The following is a 15,974-nucleotide window of genomic DNA, read 5'->3' on the forward strand; positions in this document are numbered from 1 at the left end:
CGTGATCCTCGCCCAGGTTCCGCCCGTGGACCAGCTCACCGAGATCCCACCGACGGTTCGGCAGGAGGTCACCCGGTCGCCGCTGAAGGCCGATCTCTACGCGCTGGACAGCTACTTCCGCGAGGGCTGTTGGACCTTCGCCGACGAGCTGCCGGACATGCTCGGCGTGGCGTTGTGCATGCTGAAGTCGGAGGCGACCGCGGGGCGCCGGCTCCGCAGCGCGCTCGACGCGCTCGCCGACACCGGATTCCGTCCCCTCGACGTGGTGCGCTTCCGGCACAACCGGCAGACCATCCGCGAGGTCTGGCGCTACCAGTTCAACATCGCCACGCGGGACCGGGTCGAGGCGATGGACGCCGTGCTCCCCAGCACCGACACGGTCTGCCTGGTCCTGTGGGACGAGCAGTGGACGCCCGACCGCGTACCGGCCGCCGTCCGGCTCAACTCCCTCAAGGGCCCGGCCGATCCCTCGCTGCGTCGCCCCGAGCACCTGCGCCACCGGCTGGGTGTCGTCAACGGGCTGTTCAACTTCCTGCACATCTCCGACGAGCCGGTGGACGTCATCCGCGAGATCGCGGTGCTCTGCGACGAGCCCCGGCGCGAGCTCATGCGCGAGCGGATCCGGTCGCGCCACGACGCCCGGCCCGAGGTCCTCGCCATCTTCGACGACCTGGAACGGCTGCACCCGGAGCACGACTTCGACCTCGGCAACAGCTGGCAGCGGCTGGCCCGGGTGCCCGGCCCGGCCGGCGACCTGGCCCGACGGCAGGCGGCCGGAGCGGACGTCGGCATCGCGGAGGTGCTCGCGGTGGCCCCGGACGTCCCGCTGGACGCGCCGTACCGCTGGGACCTGCTGACCGTGATCACCCACCTGCTGGAGGACATGAACCTCCCCGGTGTCGACCCCGCCGTGCCCAACGTCGACGTCGAGTGGCAGGGGCAGCGATGACCCTTCGGTTCGGGATCGTCGACGGCTACTCGACCGGGCGCTTCCTGGTCGCCCAGCTCCGCGACTACGGCGCCGAGTGCGTCCACGTCTCCAGCCAGCCCGACATGCCGGCCTACTTCAGCGCGGCCCACGACCCGTCGAACTACGTCGAGGACCTCGGCCACGACCCGGACCCGCGCCGGGTGGCCGGCCGGCTCCGTGACCTGGGGGTCGCGACCGTGCTGCCCGGCACCGAGTCGGGGGTCCTGCTGGCCGACGAGCTGACCGGCCTGCTGGGCACGCCCGGCCACGATCCGGCGACCAGCGAGGCCCGGCGCTGCAAGCCGCTCATGGCCACGACCCTCCTCGAGGCGGGCGTGCGGGCCCCGCTCGGCCTGCGGGTGGACTCACCCGGGCAGGCCCGGCAGTGGTGCGTCGACCGCGGGATCACCGACGCCGTCGTGAAGCCGGTGGACAGCGCGGGCTCGGACAACGTCCACTTCTGCCGCACCCCCGACGAGGTGGCCGAGGCCGCCGAGCAGGTGCTGAGCGCCCGCAACCTCTACGGGGCGCGGAACATCACGGCCCTGGTCCAGGAGCGGGTGTTCGGCCCGGAGTTCTACGCCAACAGCGTCTCCCTCGACGGCGAGCACAAGATCGCCGAGCTGTGGCGGTACACCAAGCGGGTCGGGGACGGGATGTCCCCGGTGTACGACTACGAGGAGCCCGTCCCGGTGGGCTCCGCGGAGTACCGGCAGGTGGTCGACCACGTCCGCCGGGCGCTGACCGCGCTCGGGATCGGCAACGGCGCCGCGCACACCGAGGTGATCCTCACCGCGGACGGCCCCGTACTGATCGAGACCGGGGCCCGGCTGGGCGGCGCGACGCTGCCGTGGCTGGTCGAGAAGTACTGCGGGGTGTCGCAGACCCGGCTGCTGGCGATGTCGCTCGTCGATCCCGCCGCCTTCCGCTCCTTCGACGACACCCGGGTCGCGTGGTCCGAGTACGTCCGCAACGTCTCGTTCATCAACCCGGTCGCGGGCGAGGTCCGGTCGCAGGCCTGGCGGACGGAGCTCGAGGCGCTCGTCAGCTGCTCGGCGGTGGTGTCCGGGGTGGGCGTCGGGCACCGGCTGCCGGTCACGACCAGTCTGACGTCCTCCCCGGGCTTCGCCTACCTCGCGTCCTCCGACGCGGCGGACGTGCACCGCGACTACGGGGCGCTCCGGGAGCGTGAGGAGCAGGGCCTGTACCTGAACTGACGCTCCGGCAAGATCCGCGGTTCATTCGATCGAAAGGAATCACCCATGGCCTTCGAGGCACCGTCACTCACGCTCAAGTACGGCACCGGCCGTGAGGCGTCCGCCGAGGGACGCGAGGCCCTGCTCAAGGGCCGGCTCGCCGAACTCCAGCTGCCCACGGCGGCGGACGTCCACGCGAAGTACCCGGCCTTCGCCGACGCCACCAGCGTCTTCGTCAGCGGCTCGCTGATCTGGGGCTGGGCGCACGCCAACAGCGACCTCGACCTCTACGTCATCTCCAAGGAGCCGTTCGTCGCCGGCCCCGGCATGGAGACCTTCGAGCGGCACATCTCCACCGCCGACCCGCTGATCTGGATCACCCTGGGCGAGTTCGGCCCGTTCCGCACCGACATCGAGATCTGGCGCGAGGAGCAGGTCGACGAGATCATCGGCCGCTTCGCCAACGGCGTGCCGAACCAGGAGATGCCGGAGATCGGCATGTCCGAGCACGACATGCTGCACCGGCTGGCCAGCGGCGCCCCGATCGCCGGCGACGACTGGTTCAACTCCCGCCGTGACGCCATCCGCGCGTCGTCCTTCAGCGCCTGGCTGGCGGAGGCCAAGAAGCTGGACGCCGAGGGCTTCCTCGAGGACGTGGCCGGTCTGCTCGCCTCCAACGACGAGCACGCCGCGGTCATCGCGGCGCGGGAGGCGTTCAACCGCAGCCTCGCCGGCCTGCTCGCCCTGTACGGGGAGTACGGCGTCTCGCCGAAGTGGATGTTCAAGCGCGTGCTGGCCGCCCAGCCCACGGAGATCAGCAAGGACGAGGCCTGGGAGCTGCTCACCATGAAGGGCTGTCACGAGGCGCCCGCCAAGTGGGCGGAGCACGCCGCCGCGGTGGCGACCCGCCTGCTCATCGGCATCGAGGAGAAGACGGCATGATCGAGCAGAACTGGATCCCCAAGCGGACGACCGGCCTGTTCACCCGACGGTCGGACACCGGCACCCTGATCGAGACCTACCACGACGCCTACGAGACCAACCAGGTCGGCGCGTTCATCTGGTCCCAGTGCGGTGTCGGCCTGAGCGTCGAGGAGATCGTCGCGCGCACGGCCGAGAAGTACGAGGCCGGACTCGACGAGGTGCGCGACTCGGTCGTCGGCTTCGTCACGGATCTCCGCGCGAAGGGCTTCCTGGAGTGACCGGGCGGCTGAGGTCCTTCTTCTCGCTGTTGGGTTGGTGGGACGTCCTCGCCACCCCGGGTACCTCGCGGATCCTGGGTGTCAACGGTCTGGTCGACGCGGCGGGCATGGGCCTGAGCGTGATCTGCCTGCCGTTCTACTTGGTGCAGGTCGAGGGCCTCAGCAACGCCCAGCTGGCCGTGGTCCTCACGGCCGGCGGCATCACCGAAATGCTGGCGGCGGTACCGGCCGGCGCCCTCGCCGGCCGGTTCGGCATCGGACCGTACTCGGTGCTGAGCCGGATCGGCCGGGCCGCCGTCTACCTGGGGCTGGTCCTGGTCCACGACTTCGTGTCGCTGCTGCTGCTCACCGTGCTCCTCGGTGCGCTGCGGGCGGGCAGCAACGGCCTGATGCAGAGCCTGGTCGGCGTGGTGATCCCCGGCGACAGCCGGACGGGCATGTTCGCGGCGATCCGCGCGCTGCGCAACATCGGGTACCTGGTGGCGGGCAGCGTGGGCGCGCTGCTGCTCAGCTCCGGATCCGGGACAGCGGTGCGTGCCGGTCTGCTGGTCAACGCGGCCACCTTCGCGGTGGGCGCGGTCCTGATGTACGCGGTCAGGGTGAAGTCGGTGGCGCCGGAGGAGTCGAGGAAGACCGACTGGTCGGTCCTGCGCGACTTCAACTACCTCGGGCTGATCGCCTCCTCCGCGGTCTTCACCAGCTCGATCCTCGTCCTCAGCGTGGCTCTGCCGCTCTGGGTGCTGCGGACCGGCGACATTCCCAAGTGGACCGTGGGCGTCGTCGTCATCATCAACACCGCCCTGGTCATCGTGCTCCAGCACTGGTGCTCACAGGTGGCCAGGACCGTCGCCGGCAGCCTGCGGGCGCTCCGGATCGCGATGATCGGCTTCGTCGCGATGGTCGGGCTCTTCTGCGTCTCGGCGCTGCACAGCGCCGCGCTGGCGACGGTGGCCGTCCTGCTGGCCGGTGCCATGCTCACCGTGGGCGAGCTGTTCGAGGGCCCGGCCTGGTGGACGATCAGCTACGAACTGGCCCCGCCGGAGCGCAACAAGCAGTACCTGGCCGCGTTCGACCTCAACATGGCGGCGGTCAACGTGGCCGGACCGGTGCTCTGTGTCGCGATGATCCAGGCGGGCTGGCTCGGTTGGCTGGTGTACGGCGCGCTGCTCGTCGCCGCGACCGCGCTGGCCCACCGGCTGGTCGCGGTGCGCACCCGCCGGACGGCCCCCGCCACCGTCGAGACCGGGGTGGCCGTATGAGCGGTGACGCCGGGCAGGCCGCCGACGCGGTCCTGCTGACCGTCAACCTCGGTGTCGAGCGGACCGGCTGGTGGACGTACGGCCTCGGCCGCAGCGGTATCGACAAGCAGCCGGTGGACCGCCGGGTGACCGCGGTCCGCGACGGACTCGTCGGCGACCTCATCGTCAACACCAAGGCCCACGGCGGTCCGGACAAGGCCGTGTACGCCTTCGCCTCCGAGGACGGTGCCTTCTGGGCGAAGGAACTGGACCGGGAGATCGCCCCCGGGAACTTCGGGGAGAACCTCACGCTGCGCGGCGTGGACGTCACCAACGCCGAGATCGGCGAACGCTGGCGGATCGGTACCGCGCTGTTCGAGGTCATCCGGCCACGCAAGCCCTGCCGGGTGTTCGCCGGCTTCTGGGACGTGCCGGACCTGGTCAAACGCTTCATCGCGCACGGAGCGCCCGGCGCCTACCTGCGGGTGCTGGAGGAGGGCACGGTCGGTGCCGGCGACCGGGTCGAGATCGTCCACCGGCCCGGGCACGGCATCACGGTCAACCTCATGCTGCGGGCCATCACCACCGAACCCGAGCTGTTTCCACGAATGCTGGAAGCGCCCGAAATGCTGCCGAAGATCCAGGAGAAGGCGCGGCGGTGGATCGCCGCCCGTCAAGAACAGAAGGAGCGTGCAGAGATATGAGCACTGACAGCTCGCCGCTGATCGACCCGGCCAGGCTGGCCGCGCTCGACTGGAACGACATGGCCGTGCTGAACGAGCAGCTCGACGAACTGCTCGAGGAGCTCGCGACCTCTCCCACCTGGCTCAACGACGCCTTCGACCACGTGCTGGCCACCCCCGACCTGCTGGTCCAGAGCGAGCGGCTGCAGGAGCTCGACCGGGTCGTCCTGGTGAACGACGAGGCGAGCGGTGTCCGGGTCCGGCTCCACGTCTTCCGCCAGCGGTTCTTCGACCGCCCGCACAACCACCGGTGGAGCTTCGGCACCCGGATCCTGGCCGGCAGCTACCGCCACTACATCTTCGGCGACTACCCGGACCTGTCCCCGGACACCGACGCCCGCAAGCTCACCCCCCCGCTGGTCCGCGTGGAGACGCCGGGCACCGGCTACGTCCTGCGGCACACCCTGGTGCACTCGGTCGGCGCGGTCCCCGAGACCACCTCGCTGATCGTGCGCGGGCCGGCCGAGAAGGACCGGTTCGTGGTGATGAACCGGGACACGGGCGAGGCGTGGTGGCAGTACGCCCACACCGTGGAGGACCCCGAGGTGATCCGGAACCGCCGGCTCGGCGCGGACAAGGTCAACGACATCCGTGACCTGCTCAAGCGGCAGGGCGTCGTCACGTGACCTTCGGTCCGCCCGTCGAGCTCGTCATCTTCGACTGCGACGGGGTCCTCGTCGACACCGAGCGCATCGCGGTCCGTACCCACGTGGCCCTGGGCGCCGAGTACGGCTGGCCGATGACCCCGCACGAGGTGATCGAGGAGTTCGTGGGGCGTTCGACCGCGTCGATCGCCGAGAAGATCGCGGCCCGGCTCGGCAGCACGACCGCCGAGGCCTGGGACGAGCGCTTCCGCGAGCTGCACCGGGTGGCGGTCGACGAGGAACTGGAGGCCGTGGACGGCGTGGTCGAGGCCCTGGACGCCATCGACCTGCCGTGCTGCGTCGCCTCCAGCGGCAGCCACCCGAAGATGCGGCACACCCTGGGGCGGACCGGCCTGTACGACCGTTTCGAGGGCCGCATCTTCAGCGCCGGCGAGGTCGAGCGGGGCAAGCCCGCACCCGACCTGTTCCTCCACGCGGCCGACCGGATGGGGGTGCTCCCGCAGCGGTGCGCCGTCGTGGAGGACAGCCGGCCCGGCGTCCTGGCCGCCCGGGCGGCGGGCATGCGTGCCTTCGGCTACGCGGGCGGGGTCACCCCCGCCGAGCGGCTGGAGGGCCCGGGAACCGTGGTCTTCACGGCGATGAGCGCGCTGCCGGCCCTGCTCGGCACCCGGGCGCCCGTACCGCCCCTCGTACACCACAGCTAGGGAGACCGTGGACATGGCACTGGAGATCGAGCGGAAGTTCCTCGTCGAGGGGGAGCATCCGGCCCCGGGCGGGGAGCCGCGGTCCATCGCGCAGGGCTATCTCACCGCCCCCACGGACGGCACCGAGGTCCGGCTGCGGCGCATCGGCGGCAAGCACGTGCTCGGCCTCAAGCGCGGCTCGGGGCTGGTGCGCACCGAGTTGGAGACGGAGATCGGCGAGGAGAACTTCGCCGTGCTCTGGCCCGCGACCGAGGGCGCACGGGTCGTGAAGGACCGGTACACCGTCGCCCTGGGTGAGCACACCGCCTATCTGGACCTCTACACCGAGGCCCTGGCCGGACTGCGCACCGTCGAGGTCGAGTTCGCTTCCGAGGCGCAGGCACGGGACTTCCGGCCGCCGGCCTGGTTCGGCCGTGAGGTGACCGACGACAAGGCGTTCAAGAACCAGAGCCTGGCGGTGCACGGGCTCCCCGCAGATGAAATGAGGAACGCTCAGTGAACTCCCCGTCGATGAAGCAGGACCAGCTGCTGGCGCTGCGCAGCCTGTCGAGCCTGCAGCCGCGGCTCAGCCTGGAGGAGTCGGTGACGGTCATCGACGCCGTCGGCGGCGTCGCGGCGGCCGCCTTCCTGGAGCTGCTGCGCATGCGCTCCCTGGTGATGCGCCGGCTCGCGCCGTTCGAGTCCACGCACCCCGAGGTCCGCGCGTGCATGGCCGCGATGCGCCCCAAGGCGGACAGCATCCGGCACATGCACGCGGTGCTCGACGAGAACCTCGCGCGGCTCGACCGGATCGGTCGGGAGGCGGGCATCGAGCTGTTCGGCGGAAAGGGGCTCGGCGCCCGGGCCAGCTACGCCGACAAGTCGGTGCGCGACTTCAGCGACCTCGACATCTTCGTGCGCACCCGGGCCGACGCCACCCGGCTCGTCCAGGCGCTGCGGGACGGCTTCGGCTACGTCTACCTGGACCGTGAGCTGCCCTGGTTCAAGTTCGACCCGCAGGACGGCCTGCTCTACGGGCAGTTCCCGCTGGTCGCGCCCGAGGGCGGCACCGATCTGCTCAACGTGGACATCCACTTCGGCGACTACTCGGTGCGGCACGCCAGCCGGCTGGGGCTCACGCCCACGCTCCCGGCGTACGGGCCCGGGCTGCACACCGTCCCGGTCGAGGAGAACCTGGCGTGCGTGGTCAACAACGCGGCCGGCGACTTCTTCGTGACCGGGAAGGACACCAACGACCTGCTGATGGCGCTCTCCCAGCCGGAGCTGGACGTCGAACGCCTGACGCTGCGGCTGAAGCAGGCCGGCCTGGAGGCGTTCTTCGGGTCCATCTGCGCGGAGCTGAAGGCCTCGTCCGCCCTGACCGAGGAGCAGGAGGACCGGCTGAGCCGGCTTCCGGCCGTCGAGAGCTGGGAACCGGCCCCGCAGCCCGACCGGCCGGACTGGGAGCAGCGCTGCCTGGCGACCGTGGTGCACACCTTCAACGCGTACGAGGAGCGGGGCAAGCTGACGGCGCTCAGCATCGCGATGAACGCCTATGACTACTACCGCACGCCGCTCGCCCTGGCGCTCGCGGACGACCGCTCGACGGTGACCGCGCCGATCGAGCTGAACCCGTGGACCTGCGTCCGGCTGGTGCCGGTGGAGTTCGCCCAGCGGCTCCTGGACGGGACCGCGCCGGCGGCGGAGACCGAGGTCGCGGCGGCGGCGGAACAGCGCCACGTCATCGCGGACGACCCCGACGTGGAGCGGGTCGACCTGCCGACCGGCACCTTCGTCCGGATCGCCGACGAGGTGTTCGTGGCCACCGTCTCCTACGAGCTGTCCCCCTCGGTCATCGCCCGCACGGCCCGCGAGCAGGCAGCACTCAGGTGATCGATCTCACCGGTCCGCCGCGGCCGTGGCCGGAGGCACTCGTGACCCGCTTCGGCGAGTCCGTGGCCGACGCCCTGGCCGCGGCGGACCGCTGGAACACGCCGTCGGCCTTCGGGGACCGCGCCCTGCTCGACCGGCTCGGCGAGGTCTTCGACGCCCCGGAGGGCCGGACCCTGGTCACGGGCGGGGTGCGCTCCTTCGCCACCGCCTGGAGCGGGCGCACCAGGACGGCGGTGGTGGAGCAGCCGAGCTTCTCCGAGATCCCGGAGATCCTGGCCGCGGCCGGACCCGTCCGGCGTGCGCCGTGGCGGCGGCTGCCGGAGATCGTCGGGGAGCTGACGGAGCCGGCCACCGTGTGGCTGACGACCCCCGCGCGGAACCCGGACGGCAGATCGCTCGACGAGCGGCAGCTCGACGCCCTCGCGGCGCTCGCGGGAGCGGGCCATCAGGTGGTGCTGAACCAGGTCTACCGCTGGTTCGTGGAACCCGGGCCGGTCCCCGAGGGGATCTGGACCGTGACCTCCCTGGCGAAGCTGTGCGGCGGTGGGAGCCGGCTGGGTTGGGCGGTCATGCCGGCGGCCGAACCGCCGGAGGCCTCCTTGCGCGCGTGCGCACCGGGCACGGTGTGGCAGCGGGCCTGGGCGGGCTTCCTGAACCGGCGCGTGGTCGCGGACCTGCGCTCCGCGTGCATCGAGCCGACGGTCGACGCACGCCGGGCCTTCGAGACGGCGACGGCCGGGCTGCTCGGCTGGGAGTTCCACGGTGACGGCCTCTCGCTGGCCCTGGAGTGCCCGACGCCGGAGGCCGCGTCGGGGCGGCACCCGGGAGCGCGCACCGAGGGCGAACTGCTCGCCCTGCTCGCCGAGGCGGGCGTGTCCGCATCACCCGGTGCTGCGTTCGCCATGCCGACGGCCTCGGTGCGACTGGCCTTCTCCGGTGTCGCGGTCGCGCAGGCGCGCGACGCGGCCGAACGGATCGCCCGGCTGGTCGACAGGGCCGGCCCGTGCCTGCGGCCCTGTCCGGACGGGCTCTAGCCGACCAACATCCACGGAGGCGTACGTATGGAATCATTCGCTGACCAGTTCATCGGGCTGCTCCCGCGGTACGCCGGGGGCCGGGCTCCCGGGTGCGACGCGGCCGGCGAGGGGCTGTACTCCCGGCTCGCCGACGAGTCGGTGGCGGTCTTCGAGGTCCATGGTGACGGGACGCTCGGGAAGGGCGGCGAGAGCGCCTGTCCTGCCGTGGTTCCCGGCATCTGGTGCGACGGAGCGCCACTGGGCTCGGTCGGCACCGGCACCGAGGAGTTGCTGCGGGGCTTCCACGACCGGCTCGTCCCGCACGGCGTGCTGTTCGTGGGAATCCGTCAGGACGCGACGGTCGAGCCGCTGCTCGACCGGGTCGGATTCGATCTGGCCGGCAGGTTCCCCGGCGCGGGCGGCGTGGAGTACCTCCTGGGCACCAAGCGGGCCGGCTGCTGTTCCGGCGCCCGCCGGGTGCTGTACGACCGGAGCGGCTTCCTCGATTGACGTCCCCGGCGGCCGGCTGTCGACCCCTCGTGTGTCGACAGCCGGCCGGGCACGGGTCCGCGCCACCGTCCGGTTCCGGTACGGGCGCCTACTCCGGCGGAGCGGACCAGGTCTGGTCGGTCACGCCGTCCGGGGACAGGTCACTTGTCGTGTAGTCCTCGCGGGCGAGGATGTATCCCAGTTGCAGCCGGTTGGCCGCGCCGAGGTCCTGTTTGATCCGCTGGATGTGTGCCTGGAGTGAGCGGGAGCTGATGCCGAGTCGGCGCGCGATTGCGGCATCCGAGTAGCCGCGCACCAGAAGCCTTTTGATCGAGGACCGGAGGTCCGGGAGAACCTCCAACGCCGCCTGGGCCGAATGGTTGGGCACGAATGGATAGCCGGAAGCCCGGTCCCAGGCCCGGTCGAAGCTGTCGACCAGGAAGGCGACCAGCGCGGGATGGGTGATCCTCAGTGCGCGACTGCGGTTGGGTGAGGACGGGACGAAGGCCACGCGACCATCGAAGATCAGCAGCCGGTCGAAGAACTCGCCCAGGGTCCGGACCTCGACGCCGAGGTCGGAGACCGCTCTGACGTATTCCTTGGTGGCTTCGTCGAACCGGGCGGTGTGCTGGTAGAGCGTCCGCATTTTGACGCCGGCTCGAATGGGTTTCTCCACCGACGCCAAGGCTTCTTTCAGCGTCTCCGGGGGGCGGCGCCCGTCCGGCTGGGCCGTGAGCATTTCTCTTCGTACGGAATTCACCTCCGAGTTGATGGCCGATGCTATGTTGGACAGGCCTGAGATTTCCTCGCCCCAGTGCGTCGGAAGACCGTCCTGGCTGGAATTCCGAGTATTCTCCCGAGTCAGTTCCCGACTGAGCAGATCCGTCTTCTCGAGGGTGAGGACCGCAGTCTCCCGTAGCGAGTCGAGCAGATGGCTCAACTCTCCTACGATGGGGGATTCCAGTGCCTTCGGGACGATCTGCCCGAAATCGTAGCGAGTTCCGGAATAGTCGGCGTCGATTGAGCCCGGGGTGTGGGGTTGGCCCGTCCCCGCCGTTCGACATCGGGGATGGGGTGTCTGTTTTGTAGGGTTCTGCTCCATTGGGGGACCCCTCATGTCTCTGCTGTGCGAGATCTCGAACCATGGCAAGGGTTGGCCGTAATCGAGACCTCGGCAACAATGTTGCCCGCTGTTAATCGTACCGCTCCTCGACAAAATCGACCGTGCGGTGTAGCTGTAAGGGGGCATCATGACGCAAGCGGTATTCGCTGCGAACGGGCTTATTGCGAGGCGGGCTGTTCTGCTCGCGGCGGGCGCACTTCTGGCGCTCGGCTTCGCCGCCGTCACCACCGGTGAAGACGCCCCCCCTGCATCCGCCCGGCTGGTGGCCGACGTGGGCTGGAACACGGTCGAACCGTCCGCTCCCCAAATCAACTGACGTCGCGTCAACCGACGTGAAGCCGGACAGAAGCAAAGGATCTGACATGCCCGTTCCGAACCCGGTCCTGCACCTCGGCTGGGACCCGCGGCCGATCGGTGCGCTGCAGCGCGCGGGCGCCGAGGTGACCTGTGTCGTACCGGCGAAGGACGCTCCGGCGGTGCGTGCGGCAGGGGCCGCCGCCATCGTGGTGCCGGACCCGGGCAGCGTCGAGGACGTTCTCGCCGGCCTGGTTCGGAACTCGCTCAGCCCGTCGGACTTCGGCGCGGTCTGCAGCGCCAACGAGTTCTACCTGGTGCAGGCCGCGGCCCTGGCCGAGCTCGGCGGGGCCGTCGGCTCCGGCTCCCGGCAGATGCTGGCCATGCGGGACAAGTTCGTGCAGAAGGACCTGCTGCGCCGGGCGGACGTGCGCACGGCGGCGCACATCCTCGTGGAGAGCCTCGAGCGACTGGACGTCACGACGGTCGAGTACCCCCAGGTGCTCAAGCCGCTGAACGCCGCAGGGGCCATGCACACGGTGGTCGTCCGGGACGCGGAGGAGCTCCGGCAGGCGATCGACGCGTCGCGGCAGAGCAGCGACGGACCCTGGCTCCTGGAGGAGTACGTCCCCGGCCGGGAGTTCTTCGTCGACGGTGTCGTCCGCGAAGGCCGGCTCCGGCTGTTCTCCCTCTCCCGGTACTTCCAGAACCTCATCGAGTGCCACGGTGGCGGAATCGTCGCCTACCACACCCTGCCGGAGTCGGAGGAACCCGAACTCCACGCCAGGACGCGGTCGTTGACCGAAGCCGCGTTCAAGGCGCTGCAGTTCGAGGACGGGGTGTTCCACCTGGAGGTCTTCTGGGACGGCTCCGAGGTGGTCTTCGGGGAGTGCGCGGCGCGGGTCGGCGGCGGTCGTGCGGACCGGGTCGTCGAGCTGACGTACGGCGTGAACCTCCACGACGAGTGGGCGCTGGCGGCGCTGGACCTGCCGTCGCGGATCGTCGACGAGCCGACGCCGACCGAGGAGAGCTACGGCGGCCTCAACCTGCGCTGCCCGCAAGGAACGGTGGTCTCGGCCCCGACCCTCGACGAGACCCTGGCCCGCCCGGGCGTCGTGGAGGCGGACATCTACGTCACCCCGGGCGGTGTGGCGCCGGACTTCAGCTCGGCCAGCCACATCCGTGCCGGACAGGCCGTCGTCAGCGGCGCGGACACCCGCGAGGTGGCCGAGCGGATCGCCGGCCTGAGCGCGTGGTTCCATGACAGCGTCCAGGTCGCTCCCACCGCCGACTGATCACGAGGACCAGAGGAATGCACGACTACCTCAGCGGCACGATCCGCGCGTACGACGGGGATCCGCAACGCTACGAGAACGCGACCGCGGGGATGGTCCCCGTCGCCGAACTCGACGCCTTCACGGCGCTCCTCCCCGACCCGGCCGGACGCGTCCTCGACGTCGGCTGCGCGTTCGGGCGCGACACCGCGCTGCTGGCGGAGCGGGGCCTGCGCGCGGAAGGGGTCGACCTGACGAGCGCCTTCGTGGCACGAGCGCAGGAGCTCCACCCGCAGCTCACCTTCGCGCGCATGGACGCCCGCGACCTCGCGTTCCCGGACGCGAGCTTCGCGGGTGTCTGGTGCCAGGCGACCCTGCTCCACCTCAAGGACGAGGACGTCAGCGCCGCGCTGGCCGAGTTCCACCGCGTCCTCACCCCCGGCGGGGCGCTCTTCGTCAGCTTCAAGGAGGGGGACGGCGAGGAGGAGATCGTCGAGAAGTTCAGCAGCGGCAGCGCCCGCTTCTACCGCTACCAGACGGTGCGGAGCGTCACCGGGCTGGTCGGACAGGCGGGCTTCCGGGTGGCGGCCGTCGAGCGCTCGAACGAGTTCGAGCGCTACGGTCCGGGCTACCGTGACCTGACCTGGATCCACGGGTACGCCACCAAGGCGTGACCAGCGCGCACGAGAAGTCCCGGTCGGGCATGACGACCGGGACTTCCGGCATGTCCGGATCCGTCCCCTCCGCGCCACTCTCGCACCGCTCCCGGGCCGCTCTGGCACCGTTCCCGGGCCGTTCCCGGGCCGGCGCCGCGGGAATTCCGTGAAAGGCCCTGTTTGCTCCTCCGGCGGGGGCGGCCCGTCGCCGCGCTGGGCTTGCTACGACTCCAGGTACCGCAGGACCGCCAGGATCCGCCGGCTGTAGCCGGTGGTGTGGCTCAGTGCCAGCTTGTCGAAGACGGTGTTCAGGTTCTTCTCCACCGAACTCAGCGAGATGTGCAGCTTCTGCGCGATGGCCGTGTTGGTGTGCCCCTGCGCCAGCGCCTCCAGCACGGTGCGCTCGCGCGGGGTGAGCCGGGCCAGCGGATCGCCGTGCGTGGTGCGGATGACCAGCTGCCGGACGACCTCCGGGTCGATCGCCGCCCCGCCCGCGTGGATCCGCTCCAGCGCGTCGAGGAACTCCTCGACCTGGGCCACCCGGTCCTTGAGCAGGTAGCCGACCCGCTCCGCGTTGGACGCCAGCAGCTTGGCCGCGTAGGTGCGCTCGATGTGCTGCGAGAGCACCAGCACGCTCACCTCCGGCCAGCGCTCGCGGATCTCCACGGCGGCCCGCAGTCCCTCGTCGGTATGGGTCGGGGGCATCCGGATGTCGAGGACGACGACGTCCGGCTTCTTCGCCTCGACCTCCTGAAGGACCGTCACCGCGTCGCCGAGCGCCGCCACGACCTCGTGGCCCTCTTCGACGAGCAGCCGGACCAGGCCCTCCCTCAGGAGGGTCGAGTCCTCGGCGAGGATGACGCGCATGGAATCTCCGCGGTGATGGTGGTCGGTCCCCCCAGGGGGCTGTCGATGTGCAGGACGCCGTCCAGCGCGGCCACCCGGCTGAGCAGCCCGGTCAGGCCGCTGCCGGCCGGGTCCGCGCAGCCCGTGCCGTTGTCCTCGACCCGGACGGTGAGCAGCGCGCCGTCGAGCGTCACCCGCACCGAGATGGCCGAGGCCGAGGAGTGCTTGGCGGCGTTGGTCACGGACTCGGACACCACGAAGTAGGCGGCCGTCTCCACGGGTTTGGGCAGCGCCGCGCCGACCTCGAACCGGGTCCGCAGCGGGATGCCGCACCGCTCGGCCACCCCGCCCAGCGCCTCTTCGAGACCGAGGCTGTCCAGCGCCGAGGGATAGACCCGCCAGGCCACCTCGCGCAGTTCGGTCAGCACGTCCCGGGACTCGTCGTGCGCCTGGAGCAGCAGCGCGCTCGCCTGCTCGGGGTTGCGGCCCCGGCGGGCCCTGCCCAGCAGCATGGCCAGCGCCACCAGACGCTGCTGGACGCCGTCGTGCAGATCGCGTTCGATGCGCCGGCGCTCGGCGTCCACGGCCTGGACCACCGCGGCCCGGCTGGTGGCGAGTTCGTCGATCCGGCGCTGTAGCAGCTCCCGCTCGGAGGGGCCGAAGCACTCGCGGGCGATCCGGGTGTCCAGGGCGGCCAGCGAGTACAGGCCCTGCACGTCGAGGAAGAGCAGGACGCTGCCCAGCAGTGCCTGGGTGAGGAGTTGGTCCCAGCCGAGCGTCCCCCGGGCCATCCCGTTGACCGTCAGCCCGGCCAGCATGGCGCCGAAGCCCAGCAGTCCGATGACGACCGCGCAGAGCAGTCCCGCGTAGCAGCGGACCGCCAGGTAGCGCAGGAGCTTCTGGTCGGACGCCTTGTAGTGCTCGGGGAAGCGGTCGTCGAAGAAGGCGGAGCGCCGGTTGCGTTCCAGGGCCGTCAGCCGGCGCGCCCCGGCCATCACGATCTCCAGGGCGTTCGGCCGGCTGCGCGGCCAGAGCAGGAAGGGGCCGAGGACGGTGCCGACCACGAGGAGGTAGAGCGCACCGAGCACGGCGGTCAGACAGCCGATCAGGACGCCCAGGCTGCGGCGCGACCAGGCCGGGGCCCGCGTGGCGGTCTCGTCCTCAGCGGTGCCCTGACCACCCGCAAACCCCGTCGGGGGGTGGGATGCGGCGCCCGCTGAATCTCCTCGCACGAGGCCCGAGCCTAGTGCGGCCGCGCAGCCCGGGCAAGATCGCCAGGACTGCGCGGCGGCTTCGACCGTGCGGTCGGGAAGCGCGGCCCGGTCATGAACTGGCCTGCTGCTGCGACCGGTTGCGGTTGCGCAGCCGGACGACGAGGTACCCGGCCAGGGCCGCGACCGGCGACTGAGCGGCCACATCGGATTCACCCTGACCCACGCCTCGGGACGCCCCTGGGTCATCGGACAGGCCCCGGACGGGAACACCGGTGTCACCTCGGCCGTCCACGCCCGGCACGGCACCACCGCGCGCGGCTGGTCACCGGGACCCACACGCTGACCACCGGTCAGCTCAAGGACTGGGCCAGGCGCGTACGGCACCCGGCCGACCTCGACGAACTCGCCGGCTCCCTCACCGGCAGCGCCCACCTGGTCGCGAGGATCGACGGCGAGGTCCGCGTCCAGGGCACCGTCACGGGGGTGCGTCGGGTCCTCACCGCCACCGTCGACGGCTGCGCCCTGGCGTCCG

The 15,974-nt window shown here is 71.1% G+C and carries 18 protein-coding genes; 15 read left to right on the top strand and 3 right to left on the bottom strand.

Annotated features, from left to right (window positions below):
* Position 1: 1 nt before the first annotated feature.
* The 12 genes from ACZ51D_RS34790 to ACZ51D_RS34845 are packed head-to-tail and all read left to right on the top strand — an operon-like array spanning position 2 to position 10,056.
* Positions 2–949 carry a hypothetical protein gene (locus ACZ51D_RS34790; RefSeq protein ID WP_360509199.1) on the top strand — a complete coding sequence of 316 codons (948 nt, stop codon included), beginning with the start codon at positions 2–4 and terminating at the stop codon, positions 947–949.
* Positions 946–2,187, top strand: coding sequence for an ATP-grasp domain-containing protein (locus ACZ51D_RS34795; protein WP_465622144.1), 1,242 nt, complete (start codon positions 946–948; stop codon positions 2,185–2,187). The genes ACZ51D_RS34790 and ACZ51D_RS34795 overlap by 4 nt, the downstream gene beginning before the upstream one ends.
* A 45-nt stretch (positions 2,188–2,232) precedes the next feature.
* A complete protein-coding gene (locus ACZ51D_RS34800) occupies positions 2,233–3,108 on the top strand; it encodes a hypothetical protein (RefSeq protein ID WP_360509203.1) in 876 nt (291 codons plus the stop codon).
* Complete coding sequence (locus ACZ51D_RS34805; protein ID WP_360509204.1) at positions 3,105–3,368, top strand: PqqD family protein; 264 nt, start codon at positions 3,105–3,107, stop codon at positions 3,366–3,368. The genes ACZ51D_RS34800 and ACZ51D_RS34805 overlap by 4 nt, the downstream gene beginning before the upstream one ends.
* On the top strand, positions 3,365–4,627 hold the full coding sequence (locus ACZ51D_RS34810) for an MFS transporter (protein ID WP_360509206.1): 1,263 nt from the start codon (positions 3,365–3,367) through the stop codon (positions 4,625–4,627). The genes ACZ51D_RS34805 and ACZ51D_RS34810 overlap by 4 nt, the downstream gene beginning before the upstream one ends.
* The gene (locus tag ACZ51D_RS34815) at positions 4,624–5,310 is read left to right on the top strand and encodes an MOSC domain-containing protein (protein WP_465622141.1); all 687 of its coding nucleotides are present in this window, start codon (positions 4,624–4,626) and stop codon (positions 5,308–5,310) included. The genes ACZ51D_RS34810 and ACZ51D_RS34815 overlap by 4 nt, the downstream gene beginning before the upstream one ends.
* Positions 5,307–5,975, top strand: a complete 669-nt coding sequence (locus ACZ51D_RS34820) for a hypothetical protein (RefSeq protein ID WP_360509210.1) — start codon at positions 5,307–5,309, stop codon at positions 5,973–5,975. The genes ACZ51D_RS34815 and ACZ51D_RS34820 overlap by 4 nt, the downstream gene beginning before the upstream one ends.
* Entirely contained in the window at positions 5,972–6,658 is a 687-nt protein-coding gene (locus tag ACZ51D_RS34825) for an HAD family hydrolase (RefSeq protein ID WP_465664545.1), read from the top strand. Before ACZ51D_RS34820 ends, ACZ51D_RS34825 begins: the two co-directional genes overlap by 4 nt.
* Positions 6,659–6,671: 13 nt before the next feature.
* A complete protein-coding gene (locus ACZ51D_RS34830) occupies positions 6,672–7,157 on the top strand; it encodes a CYTH domain-containing protein (RefSeq protein ID WP_465622138.1) in 486 nt (161 codons plus the stop codon).
* Entirely contained in the window at positions 7,154–8,530 is a 1,377-nt protein-coding gene (locus ACZ51D_RS34835) for a hypothetical protein (RefSeq protein WP_465664546.1), read from the top strand. The genes ACZ51D_RS34830 and ACZ51D_RS34835 overlap by 4 nt, the downstream gene beginning before the upstream one ends.
* Before the next feature lie 41 nt (positions 8,531–8,571).
* Entirely contained in the window at positions 8,572–9,564 is a 993-nt protein-coding gene (locus tag ACZ51D_RS34840; RefSeq protein WP_465664547.1) for an aminotransferase class I/II-fold pyridoxal phosphate-dependent enzyme, read from the top strand.
* 27 nt (positions 9,565–9,591) lie between these two features.
* Positions 9,592–10,056 carry a hypothetical protein gene (locus ACZ51D_RS34845; protein ID WP_465622134.1) on the top strand — a complete coding sequence of 155 codons (465 nt, stop codon included), beginning with the start codon at positions 9,592–9,594 and terminating at the stop codon, positions 10,054–10,056.
* An 88-nt stretch (positions 10,057–10,144) separates the two neighbouring features.
* Here the strand turns inward: ACZ51D_RS34845 and ACZ51D_RS34850 are convergent, their stop codons facing one another.
* Positions 10,145–10,975, bottom strand: coding sequence for a helix-turn-helix transcriptional regulator (locus ACZ51D_RS34850; protein WP_465664548.1), 831 nt, complete (start codon positions 10,973–10,975; stop codon positions 10,145–10,147).
* Positions 10,976–11,285: 310 nt separating this feature from the next.
* Between ACZ51D_RS34850 and ACZ51D_RS34855 the strand changes: the two genes are divergently transcribed.
* Genes ACZ51D_RS34855 through ACZ51D_RS34865 form a run of 3 tightly spaced genes read left to right on the top strand, consistent with a single transcriptional unit; the run spans position 11,286 to position 13,400 of the window.
* On the top strand, positions 11,286–11,474 hold the full coding sequence (locus ACZ51D_RS34855) for a hypothetical protein (RefSeq protein WP_465622130.1): 189 nt from the start codon (positions 11,286–11,288) through the stop codon (positions 11,472–11,474).
* A 46-nt stretch (positions 11,475–11,520) separates the two neighbouring features.
* Positions 11,521–12,747: an ATP-grasp domain-containing protein gene (locus ACZ51D_RS34860; protein WP_465664549.1), complete on the top strand. Its 1,227-nt coding sequence runs from the start codon at positions 11,521–11,523 to the stop codon at positions 12,745–12,747.
* 17 nt (positions 12,748–12,764) lie between these two features.
* Positions 12,765–13,400 (top strand): class I SAM-dependent methyltransferase, encoded by a 636-nt coding sequence (locus ACZ51D_RS34865; RefSeq protein WP_360509227.1) that lies wholly within the window; start codon positions 12,765–12,767, stop codon positions 13,398–13,400.
* A gap of 204 nt (positions 13,401–13,604) precedes the next feature.
* Here the strand turns inward: ACZ51D_RS34865 and ACZ51D_RS34870 are convergent, their stop codons facing one another.
* Both ACZ51D_RS34870 and ACZ51D_RS34875 read right to left on the bottom strand, forming a co-directional pair.
* The gene (locus ACZ51D_RS34870; RefSeq protein WP_465622126.1) at positions 13,605–14,249 is read right to left on the bottom strand and encodes a response regulator; all 645 of its coding nucleotides are present in this window, start codon (positions 14,247–14,249) and stop codon (positions 13,605–13,607) included.
* Positions 14,213–15,460, bottom strand: coding sequence for a sensor histidine kinase (locus tag ACZ51D_RS34875; RefSeq protein WP_465622124.1), 1,248 nt, complete (start codon positions 15,458–15,460; stop codon positions 14,213–14,215). Before ACZ51D_RS34875 ends, ACZ51D_RS34870 begins: the two co-directional genes overlap by 37 nt.
* Positions 15,461–15,974 lie beyond the last annotated feature (514 nt).

This window comes from Kitasatospora sp. NPDC033851 (genome assembly GCF_055576085.1).

Bases quoted from the DNA above. Each gene is read 5' to 3' on its own strand.
- ACZ51D_RS34820 (WP_360509210.1), top strand. From the start codon at position 5,307: ATGAGCACTGACAGCTCGCCGCTGATCGACCCGGCCAGGCTGGCCGCG.
- ACZ51D_RS34860 (WP_465664549.1), top strand. From the start codon at position 11,521: ATGCCCGTTCCGAACCCGGTCCTGCACCTCGGCTGGGACCCGCGGCCG.
- ACZ51D_RS34830 (WP_465622138.1), top strand. From the start codon at position 6,672: ATGGCACTGGAGATCGAGCGGAAGTTCCTCGTCGAGGGGGAGCATCCG.
- ACZ51D_RS34795 (WP_465622144.1), top strand. From the start codon at position 946: ATGACCCTTCGGTTCGGGATCGTCGACGGCTACTCGACCGGGCGCTTC.
- ACZ51D_RS34805 (WP_360509204.1), top strand. From the start codon at position 3,105: ATGATCGAGCAGAACTGGATCCCCAAGCGGACGACCGGCCTGTTCACC.
- ACZ51D_RS34855 (WP_465622130.1), top strand. From the start codon at position 11,286: ATGACGCAAGCGGTATTCGCTGCGAACGGGCTTATTGCGAGGCGGGCT.
- ACZ51D_RS34800 (WP_360509203.1), top strand. From the start codon at position 2,233: ATGGCCTTCGAGGCACCGTCACTCACGCTCAAGTACGGCACCGGCCGT.
- ACZ51D_RS34865 (WP_360509227.1), top strand. From the start codon at position 12,765: ATGCACGACTACCTCAGCGGCACGATCCGCGCGTACGACGGGGATCCG.
- ACZ51D_RS34845 (WP_465622134.1), top strand. From the start codon at position 9,592: ATGGAATCATTCGCTGACCAGTTCATCGGGCTGCTCCCGCGGTACGCC.
- ACZ51D_RS34815 (WP_465622141.1), top strand. From the start codon at position 4,624: ATGAGCGGTGACGCCGGGCAGGCCGCCGACGCGGTCCTGCTGACCGTC.
- ACZ51D_RS34870 (WP_465622126.1), bottom strand. From the start codon at position 14,249: ATGCGCGTCATCCTCGCCGAGGACTCGACCCTCCTGAGGGAGGGCCTG.